Annotated in this window: 19 protein-coding genes; 8 read left to right on the top strand and 11 right to left on the bottom strand. The window is 43.4% G+C overall.

The features are described from left to right. Positions 1-596: 596 nt before the first annotated feature. The 3 genes from sstT to V1498_RS04050 form a co-directional block, all read right to left on the bottom strand. Entirely contained in the window at positions 597-1835 is a 1239-nt protein-coding gene (gene sstT / locus V1498_RS04060) for a serine/threonine transporter SstT (protein ID WP_409297026.1), read from the bottom strand. Between the two features lie 689 nt (positions 1836-2524). Further along, positions 2525-3493, bottom strand: a complete 969-nt coding sequence (locus V1498_RS04055) for a tRNA dihydrouridine synthase (protein ID WP_409297025.1) — start codon at positions 3491-3493, stop codon at positions 2525-2527. Positions 3494-3794: 301 nt separating this feature from the next. Next, on the bottom strand, positions 3795-3992 hold the full coding sequence (locus tag V1498_RS04050; RefSeq protein WP_409297024.1) for a hypothetical protein: 198 nt from the start codon (positions 3990-3992) through the stop codon (positions 3795-3797). Between the two features lie 790 nt (positions 3993-4782). On the opposite strand from V1498_RS04050, the gene V1498_RS04045 reads away from it, so the two are divergent. Next, on the top strand, positions 4783-6144 hold the full coding sequence (locus tag V1498_RS04045) for an arsenic transporter (RefSeq protein ID WP_409297023.1): 1362 nt from the start codon (positions 4783-4785) through the stop codon (positions 6142-6144). A 25-nt stretch (positions 6145-6169) separates the two neighbouring features. After that, positions 6170-6844 (top strand): DUF2642 domain-containing protein, encoded by a 675-nt coding sequence (locus V1498_RS04040; RefSeq protein WP_409297022.1) that lies wholly within the window; start codon positions 6170-6172, stop codon positions 6842-6844. A 496-nt stretch (positions 6845-7340) separates the two neighbouring features. On the opposite strand, the gene V1498_RS04035 is transcribed toward V1498_RS04040, so the two are convergent. Beyond that, the gene (locus V1498_RS04035) at positions 7341-7841 is read right to left on the bottom strand and encodes a hypothetical protein (protein ID WP_409297021.1); all 501 of its coding nucleotides are present in this window, start codon (positions 7839-7841) and stop codon (positions 7341-7343) included. Positions 7842-7979: 138 nt separating this feature from the next. Beyond that, positions 7980-9056, bottom strand: coding sequence for a CotH kinase family protein (locus tag V1498_RS04030; protein ID WP_409299132.1), 1077 nt, complete (start codon positions 9054-9056; stop codon positions 7980-7982). Between the two features lie 363 nt (positions 9057-9419). Between V1498_RS04030 and V1498_RS04025 the strand changes: the two genes are divergently transcribed. After that, complete coding sequence (locus V1498_RS04025; protein WP_409297020.1) at positions 9420-10157, top strand: hypothetical protein; 738 nt, start codon at positions 9420-9422, stop codon at positions 10155-10157. Between the two features lie 256 nt (positions 10158-10413). Here V1498_RS04025 and rlmD read toward each other — a convergent pair whose 3' ends face one another. The 3 genes from rlmD to pdaA all read right to left on the bottom strand — a co-directional run bounded on the left by rlmD (position 10414) and on the right by pdaA (position 13535). After that, on the bottom strand, positions 10414-11802 hold the full coding sequence (gene rlmD / locus V1498_RS04020) for a 23S rRNA (uracil(1939)-C(5))-methyltransferase RlmD (RefSeq protein WP_409299131.1): 1389 nt from the start codon (positions 11800-11802) through the stop codon (positions 10414-10416). Then, positions 11795-12673 carry a DNA-3-methyladenine glycosylase family protein gene (locus V1498_RS04015; RefSeq protein WP_409299129.1) on the bottom strand — a complete coding sequence of 293 codons (879 nt, stop codon included), beginning with the start codon at positions 12671-12673 and terminating at the stop codon, positions 11795-11797. The genes rlmD and V1498_RS04015 overlap by 8 nt, the downstream gene beginning before the upstream one ends. Before the next feature lie 64 nt (positions 12674-12737). Beyond that, on the bottom strand, positions 12738-13535 hold the full coding sequence (pdaA, locus tag V1498_RS04010) for a delta-lactam-biosynthetic de-N-acetylase (RefSeq protein ID WP_409297019.1): 798 nt from the start codon (positions 13533-13535) through the stop codon (positions 12738-12740). Positions 13536-13826: 291 nt separating this feature from the next. Between pdaA and V1498_RS04005 the strand changes: the two genes are divergently transcribed. Together V1498_RS04005 and V1498_RS04000 are read left to right on the top strand one after the other, a co-directional pair. Then, positions 13827-14051, top strand: coding sequence for a helix-turn-helix transcriptional regulator (locus V1498_RS04005; RefSeq protein WP_409297018.1), 225 nt, complete (start codon positions 13827-13829; stop codon positions 14049-14051). Between the two features lie 5 nt (positions 14052-14056). Beyond that, the gene (locus tag V1498_RS04000) at positions 14057-14350 is read left to right on the top strand and encodes a hypothetical protein (RefSeq protein WP_409297017.1); all 294 of its coding nucleotides are present in this window, start codon (positions 14057-14059) and stop codon (positions 14348-14350) included. Between the two features lie 537 nt (positions 14351-14887). Here the strand turns inward: V1498_RS04000 and V1498_RS03995 are convergent. Next, complete coding sequence (locus V1498_RS03995; protein ID WP_409299127.1) at positions 14888-16408, bottom strand: fumarate hydratase; 1521 nt, start codon at positions 16406-16408, stop codon at positions 14888-14890. Positions 16409-16633: 225 nt separating this feature from the next. Between V1498_RS03995 and V1498_RS03990 the strand changes: the two genes are divergently transcribed. Together V1498_RS03990 and V1498_RS03985 are read left to right on the top strand one after the other, a co-directional pair. Next, complete coding sequence (locus V1498_RS03990) at positions 16634-17194, top strand: GNAT family N-acetyltransferase (protein WP_409297016.1); 561 nt, start codon at positions 16634-16636, stop codon at positions 17192-17194. An 81-nt stretch (positions 17195-17275) separates the two neighbouring features. Continuing rightward, positions 17276-17839, top strand: coding sequence for a hypothetical protein (locus tag V1498_RS03985; RefSeq protein WP_409297015.1), 564 nt, complete (start codon positions 17276-17278; stop codon positions 17837-17839). Positions 17840-17852: 13 nt separating this feature from the next. Here V1498_RS03985 and V1498_RS03980 read toward each other — a convergent pair whose 3' ends face one another. After that, positions 17853-18032, bottom strand: a complete 180-nt coding sequence (locus tag V1498_RS03980) for an SE1561 family protein (RefSeq protein ID WP_409297014.1) — start codon at positions 18030-18032, stop codon at positions 17853-17855. 228 nt (positions 18033-18260) lie between these two features. Between V1498_RS03980 and yfkAB the strand changes: the two genes are divergently transcribed. Next, on the top strand, positions 18261-19382 hold the full coding sequence (yfkAB, locus tag V1498_RS03975) for a radical SAM/CxCxxxxC motif protein YfkAB (RefSeq protein ID WP_409297013.1): 1122 nt from the start codon (positions 18261-18263) through the stop codon (positions 19380-19382). Between the two features lie 36 nt (positions 19383-19418). Here the strand turns inward: yfkAB and V1498_RS03970 are convergent, their stop codons facing one another. Further along, complete coding sequence (locus V1498_RS03970) at positions 19419-20228, bottom strand: YfkD family protein (RefSeq protein WP_409297012.1); 810 nt, start codon at positions 20226-20228, stop codon at positions 19419-19421. Between the last annotated feature and the right edge of the window lie 205 nt (positions 20229-20433).

The raw sequence follows: 20433 nt of genomic DNA, 5'->3' as shown, positions 1-20433 counted from the left end.
AGGCTGATTTCTGCCGCAGGCACTCCACCTAAGCAGGGTGGCGGTGAGCTCGCATGAGTCTTGCGCCGTACACTGCAATCAACCTGGCTTAAACAAATCAAAAGAACAACATTTTTTTAGAATGAGCCCATATAAAAAAGACCATAAGAAGATTGCCTCTTCTTACAGTCTTGAATGTTTAAAGAATATAATTCAGCATAAAAACCAGGGATGTGCCAAGCGAGCACAGCATTAGCTTTCATGCAGGTACCAGCCCATTTCATGTCTGCTGGTACTAAGATTATAATCCCGGATATCAGTAAAGTAAGTGACCTTCTAATTGCCGCAATTCCATAGTGAGCATAGCAAATAAACCTATTTCATTTAGGTGCTTTTCACTCAGGTACAGAATTCATATTAATTTGATTAAATTAATATCAGCAATTTGTTGGTTCCATAAACTTACTTTCCCCCTTGTTAATCGTTAATTCATTATCTCACTTTTTCATTTTTCTGTAAATAACCACTTATCTTTCCAGCTGCATAAAAAACCGCAAAAAAATGCACCGCTGCCGGCAGTGAAGGTGACAGCAGGGTGCAGTTATATGTTTGTATGTTTATGCTGCTTTGCGGATGGTTATTTTCTTACCTTTTTTACGCCACTCCTTGAATTCAGCCGCAGCTGTAAATAGTACGTCTGTCGAAGAGTTCAGCGCCGTTTCAAAGGAGTCCTGTAACACCCCGATGATAAAACCGACTCCCACTACCTGCATGGCGGTCTCAGCAGGAATCCCGAAAAGACTGCATGCGAGCGGGATCAAAAGCAGGGATCCTCCTGCAACACCGGAAGCACCGCAGGCACATACAGCTGCCACGATACTGAGAAGCACAGCCGTGGCAAGGTCCACTTCAATGCCGAGTGTATGGACTGCAGCCAGTGTCAGAACTGAAATGGTGACTGCAGCGCCAGCCATATTGATGGTTGCCCCGAGCGGAATGGAAACAGAATAGCTGTCTCTGTTCAATTTCAGGTCTTCACATAATTTCATATTAACAGGGATGTTGGAAGCCGAGCTTCTTGTGAAGAAGGCAGTAATCCCGCTTTCCTTCAAGCATCTGAAGACCAGCGGATATGGATTTTGTCTTATGGCCGCAAATACGATGGCAGGATTGACGACAAGTGCCACGAACAGCATACAGCCGATCAGGACGGCAAGCAGCTTACCATAGCCAAACAGCGCATCCACGCCATTTACAGTGATAGATTCAAATACAAGCCCCATGATGCCGAGCGGAGCAAACTTAATCACCCAGCCAACCATCTTCGAGACCGCATTGGAAAAGTCCGCAATCAGTGTCTTTGTTCCGGCCGACGCATTCCGCAGGGCCAGACCAAGGACGACCGCCCACGCAAGGATGCCGATATAGTTTGCGTTGAATATCGCCTTGACGGGGTTATCAACTACATTAAGCAGGAGCGTTTTAAGTACCTCGACGACCCCGCCGGGAGGCGTAACACCCTCAGCTCCCTTGCCCAATGTCAGGGACACGGGAAATATAAAGCTTGCCACAACTGCAATTAAGCCTGCGGCAAACGTTCCTAAAAGATATAAGAAAATAATGGATTTCATATTCGTTTTCTGTCCGCTCTTGTGCTGGGAGATGGCCGACATGACCAAAAAGAAGACCAGGACTGGAGCAATCCCCTTAAGGGCTCCCACAAACAGCGTTCCAAAAATGACAACAGGCTTTGCCGCACCCGGAATCACTACAGCCAGGATGATGCCGGCAAGCAGCCCGGCAATAATTTGCTTTACCAAACTCAATTGACTCCACTTCTTCAGTTGACTTTTCATAGCTCTTTCCTCCTGAGATGACTTTGATTGGTTAACGGCCCCAAGCCGCAGAGTTTGGCCCCGGGATCTTTTTTTATTTTTTTCATAGTTTCGCATAACAAGTGGACTTATTACAGTACATACACCTTTGCTTCGCAAAGAAAGGCGACTTCCATCATATTCCACCCTAAAAAGACAATTGTCTTTATTAGATAAATAGTATTATATAGAATTTTTTGATATATTACAATACTAATCCTCGATAGAGTTAACAGGATAAAAGAGGATGACCGGCAGCTGATTGTCTTTCAGTAATGAAATACAATTAGTAAGTTTCTTTTTTTTGAATTTAGGTGTTTTAATGAGTTCTGTGAGGCATTTTCGCCACAACATACTTTAGTGATTCCACTAGATCTACAGAACAAAAGTGAAGATGATCTCCATCTTCAAATAACCGTTCATCCACTTCATGGGGCTCTAAAAGCAAGTCTGCGGACGGGCTGCGGTAAAAGCTGAACTGCCTTTCACCATCTTAGCTCAGCGACACAAATGCAAGACCGGTTTTTACCTTTGATATCCTTAAATGGTTTCTGTTCCAACACCCAGATCCGCAAAAACTTCTAGAAAAGAGCCTTAAAGCAAAATAAAAAGCCTGTCACACCTGGGTTTTTCCAGGAGACAGGCTGTTTATTTCATAGAAGTGACTTATTTTACCCTAATGCATCCAGGTTGTTTGCTTCAAATTTATCGAGCATAACACGCACTTCATCTGTTGATTCTGAGTTCATCAATTGATTTCTCAATTCACTTGCTCCCCGGAATCCCTTGACATAGATTTTGAAGAAGCGGTGAAGGGCCTTGAATGAACGCAGTGTATATTGATCATGAAGATCCAGATGCAGTCTTAAGAGATCAAGCAATTCCTTGCTGCTGTGATCTTTCGGCTCCGCTTCAAAGGCAAATGGATTATGGAATATACCGCGGCCGATCATCACCCCATCCACTCCATATTCTTCAGCGAGTTTTAAGCCAGTCTGACGGTCAGGGATATCTCCATTGATCGTCAGGAGTGTATCTGGTGCCACCTTGTCACGGAGCTTTTTGATCTCCGGAATCAGTTCCCAGTGAGCATCCACCTTGCTCATTTCATCTCTGGTACGCAGATGAATGGAAAGATTGGCAATATCCTGCTTCAAAATATGGGTCAGCCACTTGTGCCATTCCTCAATTTCAGAGAAACCGAGCCTCGTTTTTACACTTACCGGAAGCCCCCCTGCTTTTGCTGCCTGTATTAATTCAGCTGCAACCTCCGGACGGCGGATCAGGCCGCTGCCTTTTCCATGCTGCGCCACATTCGGCACTGGACATCCCATATTAATATCCACACCCCGGAACCCAAGCTCTGCCATACCGATGCTCATCTGCCGGAAGTTTTCAGGCTTATCTCCCCATATATGGGCAACGATCGGCTGTTCATCCTCCGTAAAAGTCAAACGCCCGCGCACACTCTGTATTCCATCCGGATGGCAATAGCTCTCCGAGTTCGTAAACTCTGTAAAAAATACATCAGGTCTGGCTGCTTTACTTACAACATGACGGAACACAACATCTGTCACATCTTCCATTGGAGCAAGTATAAAAAAAGGCCGTGGTAATTCACGCCAAAAATTTTCTTTCATGTTCAACCCTCTCAATATGGGATACAAGAACAAACCTCGTCCCAAAATTAAAAAGCAAGACGTACTTGCTTCCTTTACACTTATACCATGCCTGAGACCTTAATTTCAAACGGATTGGAAATAGTTAGGCACTTTTTTATTCTAAACCTGCAATCTCCGGATAGCCAACGTAAATTTCTGCTAATTTTACAGAGTTAAATGGGCAGTCAAAAACTCAGGACCCTAACATTTTTCAAGTGAAAAAGGTGCCTCTCCCTGTGCTTGAATCCACTTTTGCACATTGCTTGAGAACACCTGGCTATTATTCAGACTCTACTACCCTTGCCACTTTTTTTCCGCAAACCTGGCATTTGCCTTCCAATACAATCCCTGAAGGATGATCTTCGATCGTGAAATTTTCAATACCCACAGCGTCTTTACAATGAGAACAAAAAATGTTCTTCTTCAGCCGGATCCTGAATTCTTCAGGAATGGCCAGCCATTTTTTATTTGCATTCATTTAATAACCCTCCCCGCGCACTCATATTTCTGGAAACATGTTTACTGCAATTCAATCAGTGTCACAGATTTTATATGACTGGTGTACTGACAGTAGCTTTTTTGGTGTAGTAGTGTTCACCCCAATACCTTACCATACCATACCTACTTACCTATGATTTCACGCACTATTTGTTTCCAACCTTTGTTTAGCCCTTCCATTCTATATATTAGAGAAATTTATCCTCATTTGTAGAATTAGAGGCAGCACTAACTCTTGTGAAAGATTACCGGACAGTGATTTGGAAATACTTTCAGATTTTGGAGGGGTTGTATATACGAGATACGACGCATCCGGAGGATGGAAGCTTTTTTTGTTTCTGATCATCACTCGAAATTCTCCCGTAATTAAACATCTGTCCAATATTATTTGTAGTTCTGCCCTAAGTTAGGGTCAAAATGCCAATCACATAACAAACTTACTATTAATCTAGGTTATTTGATTTCTGAGCAGCAACTGGAAGTGACAAAACATTATTTTCATATACTTTGCATTTTTATATTCCCTGGCTTAAGCCGCTATAAATATCAGAGTGTCTTTGATGATTCCTTTTTAGATGGCGCTAGATAGATTCAAGCGGATTTGTAGAAAAAAGGGCACAGACCTAAAGAGCGTTTTCTGCATGATACATACACTTATAGTACAACCACACCTTAGGGACACATGTAAAGGATGGACAAGTATCATGCAAGATGACAAATAGGGCTCGGCTTTTAAAGTAGTAGTTACAACCTGAAGGAAGGGGAGAATTATGTTAGAACCGATGGTTTGGATAACCATTTTATCCTTTTTAGGAACACTTTTATTAATCCTATGGAGGCCTTGGGGCGTTAACGAGGCCATCCCCGCTGCAGCTGGTGCAATCATTGTCCTGCTCTGTGGGAGTGTTACATTTTCAGATTTAGGTGAGATTGCATCAACAATCAGCGGTGCAGCTATAACCATTATGGCAACCATTGTAATGGCAAATGTTTTAGAGAGCATTGGTTTGTTCCGTTGGATTGCAGAGCTGCTTACTGCCAAAGCAAAGGGATCAGGAATACGCCTATTCTGGTACGTTAATCTTTTATGTTTTCTAATGACACTCTTTTTCAATAATGATGGGAGTATATTGATTACCACACCCATTCTGGTGATGCTCTTAAACAATATGGGGTTAAAAAATCACCAAAAAATACCCTACTTGTTGTCCGGGGGGTTAATTGCTACTGCTTCCAGCGCTCCAATCGGTGTCAGTAATATTGTTAATCTGATTTCATTGAACATCGTGCATATGACTCTTTATTTGCAAACGGCTATGATGTTTGTCCCTGCCACACTGGGCTTACTGTTCTTAGTTGTACTTTTATACCTCCGCTTTCGCGGCATCCTGCCAAAGAAAATCCCGACAAGAGTTTCAGGACTCACACTGCCATCATACCACCCTCTTAGGGACGGTCCTGGGAACGGTACAGCAAAAGATCACTCAAAGATTATGTGGAGAATCCTTATTTTCGTGCTTGCTGTTCGTATCAGCCTCTTTGCAGCCTCTTTTCTCGGCATTCCCATCTCAATAATGGCTGTGCTTGGTTCTGTCATCCTTTTAGGGTGGAGATGGTGGTATTTAAAGATTCCTCCGGGTGACATGGTGAAAAAAACACCGTGGTATATATTCATATTTGCGTTTTGCATGTATACCATCATATACGGATTAAAAAATATAGGTTTAGCGGATTTACTCATCGATATCATGCAGCCAATGGTTTCTGGAAGTCTGCTCCATGTAAGCATTTTGATGGGGGCACTCATGACTGTAATGTCCAATATTTTTAATAATCACCCAGCTCTTATGATTGGCACTCTGACGCTGACACATATGAATCTTGATGCACTCTCCATGAAAATAGCGTATCTGGCCATTGTTATCGGAAGTGACATGGGATCATTGCTTCTCCCAATGGGAACCCTTGCTTCCCTCATGTGGATGCATCTTTTAAGACGCGGAAAAATAAAATTCACCTGGTGGGAATATACAAAACATACAATGGTGGTAATACCGCCTGCTGTTCTTTTCACATTGGTAATCTTATATTATTGGGTCTCAACGTTATTCGGCGGGGTCCTGGAAAAATAAAACCTTATGAAAAAGGAGAATATTGATGTCTATAGATTTAAAAAAATTAGTAGGAAAAAACATTGAAATTGAGATTTCTGGGGGCAGATTACAAAAGGGCACATTAATTGATGCGGGTTTGGATCTTATCGTCTTATATAAAGGAGAAGTGAATTCGTTTCTATACATTCCTTTAATCCATGTTCAGCGGTTAAAGGAGGCGAACTCCACAGAAGAAACTTATTATACTCCTCCTTCAGAGCAGCCAATTGAAATGGAAACTATCTCCTACCGGAAAATATTAATGAACGCAAAAGGGTTATTCGTCAAAATTTATGTAACTGGAAATAAATCCATTCATGGATATTTAACCAATATTATGAATGACTATTTTGTATTTCATTCTCCTGCCTACAAAACCATGTTTATTTCAATGAATCATGTTAAATACCTCATACCCTATCCACCCAATACAACTCCATATTCAATAGAAAATCAGTATTTTCCGCTTAATCCGACTGTTTCCACTACACTATCCCGTTCTTTTAGTGAGCAGCTGAAAAAGTTCGAAAATCAATTTGTTATTCTGGATGGCGGGGATAACCCTGAAAAAATCGGCCTGCTTAAAGAGATACATGGAAGACAGGCAGTTTTGATTACAGCTGAGGGAGATACCATCTATAGGAATTTAGAGCACATCAAAACCATTCAATTTCCTTAAGGAAAGGTATGAAGGTAGATAAAAAAAATCTAAATATCGTTCAAAAAAACAGCTATCCCTTCTTGAAGTCAGCCTCAATAATGCTGACTTCATGAAAGGATAGCTGATATTTTTTTAAATATGTAAGCTGACTCTGTATATAAGCTATCTTAGACATTTTAGAAGAAGTGTACGAGAAAGAACAGTCTGACTCCCTATATGGATGGCCGGTGATATTTGAATTCCGGCCAATATGTAGAAGGCGTTTTGATTTAGACCACAACCCTCCACTATTATGCCGATTGCCAACTTTCTCCGCTTGGCAATGCTTTCGATTTCCGGAGTTAACTGAAGGTATAACGGCGGACAAGCGGAGCTTTTCTATACGGGCGATCTGTCGTCCTTTTGTTATGGAGAAAGTGTCCATAGCGGCTTTAACGTCCTTTATAACAAAATTACTCATTAAAATAATTTATGTCGCTTCTAATGAGAAGCGACATTATTGGGTCTATTCATTTTACCTTTTTCTACCTTTACCTTTATTTTGAGCTTTTTGATTTTCTTTTGCTGTTCCAGATTCCTCCTGTTTCTTTTCGCTCTTTACTCCCAGGCTGATGTTCCGTACATGGAACATTGAAATCCTGATTATTTCTTCATTCATCACTACCCTAATATAGTCATCATTTACGTCTTCTAACACACCTTCCAGGGATTCCTTTCCTCCACGATTGATTTTTACCCATTGGAATTTTAGTGAGTTGATTGCTTCTTTAAAGGTCGGATATTTTTCGAACTGAAAATCTTCTGAGACTTCTATTTCAAGATCAAATTTATTTTTAGAACTCTCAGTAACACTTTTGATATGATGTGTTGTGTAAAAGATTACTCCCTCTTCTTTAGTGAGAAGAGAAAAGAAGTCCTCCCCTACAGCTAGGAGTTTCCCCACCCGGGATTCTGGCCCGCCTCTGTCCACCTTCAATGTCTTACCAATAAAAGTTTGCATTACTTCAGTATTCATGCTGCATTTTTCCTCCTAATATTTAGTTTCCCTGTACTATATGCTCAGACCTTAGACAAAGTACTATAACAAACGCCCTATTTATTGTACCGAATTGATTTAAGGAGCAATAACGGCCGTTTAAAAAATCCTTAGGAGTTAAATTAAACGAACCAGCTCCCTTGATAAGTACTCCCTTCTGTCTCTGACAAAATCCAGCATAACTAAGGGTTCTGATAAAATAATATGCATTTTCTCTTTTATATATGGGTCTTTTTCAATCCAGGGCTGTAATTTTTCCAATTCCGAATAAATCAAGGGTTTTAGCCGTTCCTCTGTAAAATAATTCAGTAAGATATCCTCCATGATTTGTTTGTATAAATCTCGAAATGCAGAATGATGCAGAAGCCGGGCCGACAATGTATTGTAACCCTCAATTGGTATATAATCATACGGCAGTAATTCCCCGTGCCGATTCCTCCCCCAAGTTCCATCACAATCCCAGGGGGAAATTTCAAAAAGGCCTGTCCCACTATTCCAGTAAAGGGCATAGTTATGGATAAAACCATCGAAATTTTGTGTGCAGACAACTCCCGAAAGCCATTTCAAATATTTTTCTACATCAATCATCTTAGGTATTTCTCGTTCAAATTCCAGATTTGTCAGTGTGTTAATCTTGAATATAAGGTCAGAGAGAAGCTGCTCCCCTTTTCCGTTACTATCATATACCTCAGAATATCCCTGCAATATTTCTGTTTTCGCATCTTCTTCTTCAGTCAATAAAGAAAAATTGGCATCATTGTCAGTCGCATAAAAGATTCCTCCTTCAGGAAGATTCCACTTTTTCAGAAAGTATTCATCAAATGATTCAAGCTCAAGATAAATCCCCCGGCATTGCCCATTCAAAATTAATAAAACATGCTGGGCATTTGGTGTTAAGATTCCCAGGCTTCTGAAAAAATCCAGGGACAGCTTATTTCGAATTAGAGAAGGATCTTTATACTCACTGTTTAAATGGACAACATGGTTCTTCTCCACAATATAAGGTTTCCTGAAGGTAATTTGATAAGATTTTTTTTTATTTTTTCTGATGGAGTCTCCCCTGTAGGCTACATCAATTAAATATTTTTTTTCGTCATGCTTAAGTGTTCCCGGAACTGGATCATCACTCCAGATATTTTTATTTAAGGTTTGTAATTCTGCGGGTTGAATATACAGCTTATAACTCTTCAATATAAAACTCTCCCTAAAAACTCTTTTTTGATTCTAAATTATGTAACCCCAGTAAAACGGTGACCCCTGGGCTGATAAATTATTTTATGAGCGGGCTTTTAATGTCCAAGCAACAAACTAAAACTTTCATACCATGAATAAAAAGTGAAAAATTTTAGGAAGGGTGAATGTTATTGTCAACAACTTATGATATTGTAAGAGCAATTTCAGATGCAGCTCATAATGGCCTTGCAGGATTTATGGTTAATAATCCGGTTGATAAAGACTATGATACTCAAACAATCCAAATGAAAAATAAATCCGGAAGTAAAGGGAATAAATCCGGCGGTAAAAATTGTTCTAAAGGCAATAAGTCAGGTGGCAGGAGTGGCTCTAAAGGCAATAAATCCTGTGGTAAGAATAGCTCTAAAGGCAATAAATCCGGCAAAAAAAACGGTTGCAGGGGCAATAAAAATAATAGAAGGAACGGCTCTAAAGGCAATAAGTCCTGCGGTAAAAATGGCTCTAAAGGCAATAAATCCTGTGGTAAGAATAACTCTAAAGGCAATAAATCCTGCGGTAAGAATAACTCTAAAGGCAATAAATCCTGCAGTAAGAATAACTCTAAAGGCAATAAATCCTGCGGTAAGAATAACTCTAAAGGCAATAAATCCGGCGGTAAGAATGGCTCTAAAGGCAATAAATCCTGTGGTAAGAATAACTCTAAAGGCAATAAATCCTGCGGTAAGAATAACTCTAAAGGCAATAAATCCTGCAGTAAGAATAACTCTAAAGGCAATAAATCCAATGGTAAGAATGGCTCTAAAGGCAATAAATCCTGCGGTAAGAATAACTCTAAAGGCAATAAATCCTGCGGTAAGAATGGCTCTAAAGGCAATAAGTCCGGCCGGAAAAACGGTTGCAGGGGCAATAAAAATAATAGAAGGAACGGCTCTAAAGGCAATAAGTCCTGCGGCAGGAATGGCTCTAAAGGCAATAAATCCAATGGTAAGAAACGGAGATAGGGCAATAAGTCTGGCGGTTTTTATTAAGACAAATTCCACTAATGGCAGAAGATGTCTTAATAAGGGAGCTCATACTTTGAGCCCTTTTTTTATAAAATAAATGATTGCGCACTTATCTAGTTCGGGTGAGGTTATAGCATTAGAATAATACAGAACTATTGCCAAAAAAGACTAAAGAAGAATTAAATTATCTTCTTCAGCCCCGATTGGTTTAGAACAAAAGCTGTCAAACTCAGGAAAGCCGCGAAAAGCCGATGTCCTGACACATGAATTGTTACATCGGCTGATCGATCGAATTGAAAAAGCAGACGGAACAGCGAGTATCTTTTTAGATTCTCGGTTCTATCTGCTTGATTTTATCGTAAAACTAGCAACGTACAGCTCTCCACATGACTCGTCTGCGGGAACATATCCACAGGCTGAATATAGTTAACCTTATATAAACTGCTCAGGAATTCAAGGTTTTTGGCAAGGGTGGAAGGATTACAGGATACATAGACGATTTTCTTCGGCTTTACCTTTATGATGGTCTGCAGCAGCTTGTTGTCGAGGCCGGTCCTTGGGGGATCAACAATAAGAACGTCTGCCCGGAAGCCTTCCTTCGACCACTTTGGCATGATGTCCTCCGCTTTGCCAACCTCATAGCGTGTATTCTTCACACCTTGGCGGGCCGCATTTTTTTTGGCATCCATAATGGATTCCTTGATCACATCCATGCCGCGGATTTCTTTTGCTCCGTCTGCAAGCCACAATCCGATGGTTCCGACCCCGCAGTATGCATCGACAACTTTTTCTTTTCCAGTCAAAGCTGCCGCTTTTTTAACTTCATCATATAATTTAATGGTCTGGACAGGATTGAGCTGGAAGAAGGTGCGTGCTGACAGCTCGTATGTCATATCTCCGAGTGTTTCCCGGATGACATTCTCACCGGAAAGATGGATGGATTTCTCCCCGAAGATGGTGGATGTATTCTTCGGATTCACGTTCTGAACCACTGACACAACTTCCGGGAGCTGCTTTTTGATTTCTGCGATCAGCTGTTCCTTCTGCGGGAGCTTTTCAGTGGCCGTAACAATGACTACCTGCAGCTCTCCTGTTTCAAAGCCCACCCGGGTCACGATTGTCCGGACGACTCCTTTTTTCTTGCGCTCATTATAGACCGGGATCTGAAGCTTGGCGATCAGCTTCTTCACAACCCTTGTCGCACGGTTGCTTTTCGGATGCTGGACAATGCATTCGGGTACATCAATGAGCTTATGGGTGCCCACGGCATAAAGACCGGCAATGATCTGTCCGTTTTGGTCAGTACCCACCTGGAATTGGCTCTTATTCCGGTAATGCCATGGCTCTTCCATGCCAATCGTCTGCCTGATATCCATGGAACCGGCATCTGATTTTTTATATTTCTCCAGCGCCTGTATGATCACATTCCGCTTTTCAAGGAGCTGTCGTTCGTATGCGATATGCTGCAGCTGGCAGCCGCCGCATTCGTAATAAACCGGGCATGGCGGCGTTGTCCTGTGTTCCGATTCTTTCCGGATCTTCTTGATTCTTGCCTCTGCGTATTTCGGCTGTACGTTCACCGCTTCGGCAAGAACTTCCTCTCCCGGAATTGCACCGTGGACAAACACGACCTGCCGTTTAAAATAGCCGACGCCCTCCCCGTTGATTCCCAGGCGCTTGATAGTCAGTGGAAATGTTTGTCCAGGCTCTAGTTTTGCTTCTTGTTTCAATGTATTATTCACTCCGTTTTTCAATGCTTCTCCATAAATAAAGAGAGGCATAGCTTAAATATGGCTGCCATGATCCGCTCAGGGCTTCCATTTGTTCCCGTGTTCGCTTCTGTTCCATAACGTATAATTTCTTCAAAGCATTTTGAATGCCGATGTCTGCCATCGGGAATAAATTAGGCCTTCCGAGGCCGAAAAGCAGAAAGTTTTCAGCTGTCCAGCGGCCAATCCCCCTAATTGCAGTCAGTTTATCAATAATGATGTCATCAGGCTCCCGGCTCAGTTCGTCCAAGTCCAGTTCGCCGCTTGCAATCTGCTGTGACAGTCCGATTAAATATTCGGCTTTCCTTGTACTGAATTGAAGCTCCCGCAGTTCTTCAACCGACAACCGGGCTGCCGTCTTTGGCTCCGGATAAAACCAGGCTCCATCGGCTTCCCGGCCAAATGCTTTTACATATCTTGCGGTCAATGTATAGGCAAAGGCTAAATTCAGCTGCTGATGCACAATGCACTTCACAAGGCAGGCATATGGGTCAAAATCCAATATTAGAGGAGTTCCCCTATGCTCCGTAAAAATGTCGCCCAGGTCGGATCGCTCAAAATGAGTATGAATGTCCTCGAGCGGCAGATGCCACTGAAAGATGGCCTTAACCCGGCTGATTCCCGCCTCCTTTGTCTGCAGGTCATTTCCTGACAGAGTAAAAGACGGCGCATCGGTCGTTCCGGTTGCTTTTACATGAATGACAGCAGACTTCCCCCCTGCATATAGGGGAACCTTGATACTTCTGTTTGCAAGATCAACGGCTGACAGAGGGTCATTCGACAGTCTGTCGAGGACCAGGTCAAAATTGTAAGGCCCCTCAATATCAAAAGATTCAGTCCACACTGCAATCATCCTTTGGCATTTTCCCCGTATTATAGCATGTTTTAGCGATCATTACCGCTTTCGGTCAATAAAGCATGTCACTTCCGAGTTCCCGGCTTATCATTAAATCATCCAGCGATTTAAAAGTATAGCCTTTTTCCTTCAGATCGGTGATGATTCGGTCAAGGGCATCTGAGTTGTCCTTTGATATGGTATGGAGGAGCAGGATGGCTCCGGGATGGATCTGCTTCATCACCTGGTCATACGAGTGCTGCGCTCCCTTCTGGTCTTTTACGTTCCAGTCAACAAAGGCCAGTGACCAGAATATATGCCTGTAGCCAAGGCTTGAGGCCACATCCATCGTCCTCTCACTAAATACTCCGCGGGGCGGCCTTAAGTACGTCATCCCCTTCTGGCCGGTCAGCCGCTCTGTTTCCTCGCGCACTGAATTTAATTCTTCGGCAATCTCACTGTCTGAGTTTGTGGTAAGGTCCGGATGATACCAGGAATGATTCCCGACGATATGGCCTTCCTTTACCATCCTCCTAGTCAGTCCTTTTGCTGTCTTCAGATAGTGACCGGTCACAAAAAAAGCGGCTGGAACCTGGTGTTTTTTCAATACATCCAGCACATGTCCGGTAAAACCATTTTCATAACCGTTGTCAAAAGTCAGGTAAATATCCTTTTTGGACGTATCGCCCTGATATACCGCCCCGTGTCTTTCCAGCATAGATTCAAGCTTCTTCCCTGCATCGGCCGGCTGTCCCCCGCTCGATTTCCTGAATCCCCAATTATAACGTTCATTAGAAAATGCAGCATCAGCATAACTCTGGCACGCTGCCCATAAAACAAACGCTGCCAGCATGATTCCTATTTTTTTCATGGCAAAAACTCCTGTCTTTATCCTTTTTCCTATTATTGTTCAACCACAAGTCTTAAATAATGACAGGAAATTTATATATTTGGGATTCAAATAAAATGGCTGTTTTCGCAAACATTCCTGTCTATGGAACAAGAACGTTGATTTCCGCTCCAATAAAATCTCCTCACAGCATGGACAATCTTTAAGAAAAGAGACAGTTAATCAACTTAAAAATGTAAAATAAACTTTACTTTTAGTAAATTTTATTTTACTATATGTACAGGAAGATTGACTTTACGGAGGTGCGAATACATGACAGCAGGCAGCAGCTCGCTCACAAATAGAATCCATGTACTTAGGGCTGAGCGAAAAATGACTCAAAAGGACCTGGCGGAAAAAGCCGGAGTGAGCAGACAGACCATCATATCCATCGAAAAAGGCAATTACACACCGTCATTGGTACTGGGGTTTGAGATTGCAAATGTATTCGGCGTCGATATCAATCAGGTATTCAGCCTAAATAAAAATGGGGAGTGAGCAGGTTGGAGAGAATCATTTATGTTACAAACGGATTATCAGTCTTGGCTTTTGCTGCATTTTTGGTCCTGATCTTTTTGTTTAAGAAGGAAGGCAGGGATGAGAGGGCCCGGTATATGGGATACAGACTTTTCAGTTTTCTGTTTGCCTTTCTGCTTGGCGGGCTGTCGCTGATCATTTTCATTACAGGTACGGAAGCTTTTACTTATATTCAGCTGAGAGTAAGCATCACCGCTTTGATGTCGCTGAATCTGCTGGCAGGTCTCGGCTACTGGTTGTATCTGCGGAAAACCGTGTAAATAAAACGAGGCTGTCCCATAATTGTGGGACAACCTCGTTTTTTTAGTCTTCGGCGGAAAAGACAAGATGCAGGGGAACCGCCATACTGCTCATTAGATAAAATAGAGTATTTTCACATCGTTTTTTAATAATTTTACACGTTTTCTTTTCATTTTGCTTCTGCAGCCCTTCATTTCATTCAAAATCATCCCATTTTTACTGCAGGAGAAGCATCAGCACCGCGCTAAATAGCCCCTTACTCGCCGATCTGAGGCTTTTACTATCCGAACCGCACACTTTACTATCCGAAATCCATATTTACTATCCGAAATCGTGATTTACTATCCAAACCGGTTCATTTACCCGCCGTTCCGATGCAGTGCGAAACCGCAGTCTTGCCCCGCGGCTTTTACGGCAGGTTTCCCCTGCCGCATTCCAATGAAATCCGGCAGCCCCAGCATACTAAAGAGCAGCACGGAACCTCCAGCTGCTCTTTTAGACGACATGTTTAGCTGCACAGTCAACATCGACTAAGATACAGCTATTGTGTTTGAATATTAAAATACCCGTTCCTTAAATTGTGCAAGCTTCTCCAGGGAACTCTGGGCCACGTCCTGGTGGAGGCTGCTGCCATGTGAATCCATGGTCACGACCGCAGTGAAGCCTTCCACTTTCAGATGCCACATGGCTTCTGGGATGCCGAACTGCATCAGGTCCACGCCCTCGACGGATTTGATGCAGTCTGCATAATACTGCGCTGCTCCGCCGATCGCATTCAGATAAACACCGCCGTGCTCTTCAAGTGCCTTCAGGGTTTTGGGACCCATTCCGCCTTTTCCGATGACCGCACGGATGCCGAAGCGTTTCATGATGTCTCCCTGATACGGCTCTTCCCGGATGCTTGTTGTCGGGCCGGCAGCCTTCACATGCCATTCACCGGCCTCATCTTTAAGCATAACAGGGCCGCAGTGATAAATGATCTGCCCGTCCAAATTGATGGGAGCATCATTTTCCGATAAATATTTATGAATGGCATCACGCCCTGTGTACATCATTCCGTTGATCCGGACCACATCGCCGACCTTGAGATCCCTGATTTGCTCTTCCGTTATCGGAGCCTCCAGGATCACTTCACGAATTTCCGGTGCTTCCACGGCAGCTGCCGTTTCAAGCTCAGCTTCTTTGGCAAAGTTGATTTTTTCACCATCCTGGTACAGCCATTCGGTAATGCCTCCATCACCGGCATCTATCTTTACGCCAAGGCGGCGGTAAGCCCAGCAGTTATACGCGACAGACACAAAGAAGCTTGCAGGAATGCGGTGCATAACACCGACTTTGCATCCTAAGAGCGTAGTTTCTCCGCCGAAGCCCATGGTCCCGATGCCCAGCTTGTTTGCATTTTCCATAATGTAATCCTCAAGACTCCGAAGCTCTTGAATCGGATTAACATCCTCTACTTCCCGGAATAACTGCGCTTTTGCAAGATCATATCCAGCGCTTCTGTCCCCTCCGATTCCTACGCCGATGAAGCCGGCACTGCAGCCCTGTCCCTGTGCCTGGTACACTGAATGCAGGATGCACTTTCGGATTCCATCCAGGTCGCGGCCCGCACGGCCCAATCCTTCAAGCTCACAAGGAAGACTGTATTGGATGTTCTTGTTCTCACAGCCCCCGCCTTTTAGGATGAGGCGCGCATCGATGTAATCCTGCTCCCACTGCTCGAATTTAATAACCGGGACGCCGTACCCCAGGTTGTCGCCGCTGTTTTCCCCTGTCAATGAATCCACAGAGTTCGGCCGGAGCTTTCCATCTTTTGTCGCCCTCTTGATGGCATGCAGAATGGCTGCGTTGATCTCAAGCTGGTTCACGCCGACAGGAGTCTTCACCTTGAATGTTGGAAGTCCTGTATCCTGGCAGATTGGAGATACATTTTCATCAGCCATCCCGATATTTTCAGTAATGGTGGACAGACTCATGGCTGCCCTAGTACCCGAGTTTTCCTGCGCTTTCGCCTTCTTTATGGCCCTTCTTACATCCTTTGGCAGATTAGTGGAGGTTTCCACGATTAATTGATACATGCTCTCTTGAAGTTTCTCTACATTCACAGTACTTCCCCCTGTACATTGATATATATCGCCGCATGCGGCGGCTTTTTGGAATTTCTATAAAATTCAAACATTAGCCTTCTACATTATACGCCTATCTCTTTTATTCGAAAAGGCTTTATGTGCAAGCGGTAACATTTTTCGGATTAGGAGGAATCCACTGCGTCCTGTCGAATTTTTATGAACGGGGGTATATAAATGGAATTTAGAGAACTGGAAACAGAGCGCTTGAAACTGATCGAAATTACAGAAGAACATGCCATGCCGCTTTATGAGATCTTTTCATTGGAGGAGGTTACCAGATATTACGGCATGGACCCATTTGCATCCGTGGATGATGCAGCGAATCTCATCCATTCGTTTCAAAGGATGTTCGGGGAAAAAAGGGCTGTCCGCTGGGGACTGCAAGTGAAGGAGGAAGGCTGTTTCATCGGTACGATCGGCCTGAACAATCTGCAGATTCATAATAGAAGAACCGAAATCGGATATGAGATCCATCCCCATTACTGGCGGAAAGGACTGGTATCAGAAGCACTTTCTGCAGTGCTGGAGTATATATTTGAAGAGCTTCGCCTTTACAGGGCGGCCGCTGTCACTTTCCCTGAGAATTTTCCTTCAAGTGCCCTGCTTGAGAAACACAGCTTCCAGAAGGAAGGCCTCCTAAGAGGATACATTTTACAGGGAGGGCAGTCACATGATGCCACATTGTACGCGCTTCTCAAGCCTGACTGGGAGAGTGTCCGGGGAATAAATAAATGAGTTTCCTACCCCCAACCAATACACGGGAAGGAACTGAACAAGAACAGGAACAAAGAAAATTGGACGGTGGAGCGGTGCAGGGTGCAGAAAAATAGATGTTCGCACCCTCTTATCAAGAAGTCTCATGCTCTGTGCAGCTCCGCCCCTTTCGACAGAAAAAAGTTAAATCAGCCGAGTAGGTCAATAAAAAAGGGCTTATTAAACAAAGAATTAGAACCTAAATCAGCCTCCGGAACGTTAAAAATGGTCTTAAATGAAGAATTAGAACCTAAATTAGCCGCCGGAACGGGAAAAATGGTTTTTAACAAAGAATTAGAACCTGAATCAGCTTCCGGAACGTTAAAAATGGGCTTAAACAAAGAATTAGAACCTAAATCAGCCTCCGGAACGTTAAAAATGGTCTTAAACGAAATGTTAAGACCAAAACCAGCCTCCAGGACGTTAAAAAAGGTCTTAAATAAAAAGTTAAGACCAATAACAGCCTCCAGGACGTTAAAAAAGGGCTTAAATAAAATGTTAAAACCAATAACAGCCTCCAGAACATCAAAAAAGGGCTTAACCGAAAAGTTAAGACCAAAATCAGCTTCCAGAACATCAAAAAAGGTCTTAACCGAAAAGTTAAGACCAATCAGCCGAGTAAGCTGATCTCACCTGTTCTTTATCCTTTTTTAAACTGAGCAACCTTAAACTCAAGATCATCAAGCATCCCGATCAAACGGTCAATATCCTCGAGCTGTGCTTCCTCAGGATCCATGCTGTCCAGCACTTCTATGAACATGGACAGACGCTGCTTTAAATAATCAACTTGTCCATTGTTGTCTTCAATCGCTTTTCCCAATTTAAAAACTCCTTTCCATCTGCCGGCGAGAATACAGCCTGGCAACGCAAATCTCCATAACCATTATAAAGTTATTCCGCTGCAATGAACAGCCTTTTAATATTGTCCTGCCCGCAGCCGAGCTGCATCTCTATCCCAGATTGGACAGAGTCCCCAGCAAATGATTGACATATAATTTTCACTTCACCATAATTGTTTAGTATTCAATATAGTTAGGGGCCATAAAAAATGATTGAATTGCAAAAGCCTGTTTCTATTCAATATGATCCATGGGAAGCCTATATGGATGTAGAGGAACACGGCCGATTGACACTCTCGAATATAGAATTTACAACAACGACATTATGCAATATGAGATGTGAGCATTGCGCAGTTGGATACACGCTGCAAACAAAGGATCCGGATGCGCTTCCTCTTGAACTCCTCCTTAAGAGACTCGAGGAAATACCTCATCTTCGGAGCATGAGCATTACAGGCGGTGAGCCGATGCTGTCCAGGCAGCAGACAAAGAATTATGTGGTGCCGCTATTAAAATATGCGCGGGAGCGCGGGGTAAGGACTCAGATTAATTCAAATCTTACCCTGGATATGAAGCGGTACGAGGAAATCCTCCCTTATCTCGATGTTCTGCATATTTCCCATAACTGGGGAACGATTGACGAATTCATCGATACCGGATTCGCCATGATGGAGCGGAAGCCGAGCCGGGAGGCAAGGGCTGCGCTTTTTCAAAAAATGATTGAAAACAGCCGTTTCCTGACAGATTCTGGTGTGCTTGTCTCAGCAGAGACGATGCTCAATAAACGGACTCTTCCCTATCTGAGCGATATACATAAACAAATAACTGAAGAAATGGGCTGCCAGCGCCATGAGATACACCCTATGTACCCCAGTGACTTCGCTTCGGCAATCGAGTCTCTTACCCTGGACCAGATCAGGAATGCTGTCAACGGGCTCTTGGACAGCCGCAATCAGGAGGTCTGGATGCTATTCGGCACCCTTCCCTTTTATCCATGCAGTGAACACCCAGAGGATCTCAGGCTTCTCGAGCGGCTGTACAGAGAAAGAAATGTGACAGTCCGGAACGATCCTGACGGGCGTTCGAGGCTGAACGTCAATATTTTCAGCGGAGAAGTTATCGTTACGGATTTCGGCGATGCCCCTCCGCTTGGAAATATCCAGGAAGAATCCCTGGTGGACTCATACCGCCGCTTTCAGGAGTCGGAGCTCGCCAAGGAACTGAATTGTCATTGCCCGGCTGTAAAATGTCTCGGGCCGAATGTCCTGGTGAAGGACTCTTACTATAAAGGCGTCCAGTTCACGGAGAGGGCAGCCGGCATAACCCGATAAAAAATGCCCGCTCCGGATCAGGAGCGGGCATTTTTATCAGCGGGGACGGCCAGAGACCATAAAGCTGAAGCTCAGGTGATCCTGTATCGGAATCCATGCGCCTATTCCCTGTGAAGTGACATTTTTTACAACGATATAGCGCTTGGTTCCCTTCAGTTTCAGATAAACTTCTCCATACGTAACCTTCCCTTTTTCGTTCACAGCGGAAGCGTAGGCATGCAGGTAGCCGGCACGATTGGCTGGGATATTGTAAATTCTGTCCTTCTTTGTCCCTGTGCCAATGACAGCCTCATAGGCTAGCGGCAGCTTTGTTTTTTGGGCTGCCTTGATCAGCATCATTTTGTGAACATCTTCTGCAGCCGGCACTTTGGCCGTAAGTCCGCCGCGTACTGTTTTCTGGGCTTCCTGAACATAATGTATCTGATAAGGCGCTGTACCGCCACGGTTATCATAATAATTCGTATTCACTTTCTGATATTCCCAGTTCGGGGAACTCTCGACCGATTGATAATTGAGCGCCCAATGCCCAAGATAGATGGTCGCCCGGTATCCAAGCGCAAACGGAGATTTATTGATGGCGGTTTCGTTCATCATCCTGATCAGCTCCGGATTCTCGATTTTCACATTGGAGGATTTGATCAGCTGCTTCGCAAGCCTCGATGGCTCAAGATAAGGCATGTCCTGAGATGCGTTTGGAAATGTATTTTCCTTGGTGATGTTCAATACAGACTGCGGAATGGCAGCCGTATGGATGGTGGCCTTCTCTTTTTTGACAGCCAGTGAAAGAGAGCCCGGACTCAATATAAGTGCAAAACAGAGTGATAATGTTAATACAGGATGTTTCATATTGCACACTCCTTAATGGCTATTTACTTCTATATTGTCCCGCTCACCCCAGAATATGCAGGTCAGCCTTCTTGTAAAATTTTTTACAGGATGTAACGAAATTGTTAATTTCAGAATATTTACAACTTTTAGTTTTTTAGTTATACTGAATTTACATTAAAGCGAAGGAGGCGAAATTGCTCATACCAGCCGAAGTTTCAGGGGG

It is taken from the genome of Paraperibacillus marinus (assembly GCF_046237605.1).
GTDB classification, from domain to species: domain Bacteria; phylum Bacillota; class Bacilli; order Bacillales; family DSM-1321; genus Paraperibacillus; species Paraperibacillus marinus.
The sequence above is the reverse complement of the archived record's forward strand: the minus strand, read 5'-3'. Positions and strand labels throughout refer to the sequence as shown.

Coding starts and splice junctions, on each gene's coding strand:
- V1498_RS04045 (WP_409297023.1), top strand. CDS start 4,783: ATGTTAGAACCGATGGTTTGGATAACCATTTTATCCTTTTTAGGAACA.
- V1498_RS04005 (WP_409297018.1), top strand. CDS start 13,827: ATGACAGCAGGCAGCAGCTCGCTCACAAATAGAATCCATGTACTTAGG.
- sstT (WP_409297026.1), bottom strand. CDS start 1,835: ATGAAAAGTCAACTGAAGAAGTGGAGTCAATTGAGTTTGGTAAAGCAA.
- V1498_RS03970 (WP_409297012.1), bottom strand. CDS start 20,228: ATGAAACATCCTGTATTAACATTATCACTCTGTTTTGCACTTATATTG.
- V1498_RS04040 (WP_409297022.1), top strand. CDS start 6,170: ATGTCTATAGATTTAAAAAAATTAGTAGGAAAAAACATTGAAATTGAG.
- yfkAB (WP_409297013.1), top strand. CDS start 18,261: ATGATTGAATTGCAAAAGCCTGTTTCTATTCAATATGATCCATGGGAA.
- V1498_RS04050 (WP_409297024.1), bottom strand. CDS start 3,992: ATGAATGCAAATAAAAAATGGCTGGCCATTCCTGAAGAATTCAGGATC.
- V1498_RS03990 (WP_409297016.1), top strand. CDS start 16,634: ATGGAATTTAGAGAACTGGAAACAGAGCGCTTGAAACTGATCGAAATT.
- V1498_RS04055 (WP_409297025.1), bottom strand. CDS start 3,493: ATGAAAGAAAATTTTTGGCGTGAATTACCACGGCCTTTTTTTATACTT.
- pdaA (WP_409297019.1), bottom strand. CDS start 13,535: ATGAAAAAAATAGGAATCATGCTGGCAGCGTTTGTTTTATGGGCAGCG.
- V1498_RS04035 (WP_409297021.1), bottom strand. CDS start 7,841: ATGAATACTGAAGTAATGCAAACTTTTATTGGTAAGACATTGAAGGTG.
- V1498_RS03995 (WP_409299127.1), bottom strand. CDS start 16,408: ATGTATCAATTAATCGTGGAAACCTCCACTAATCTGCCAAAGGATGTA.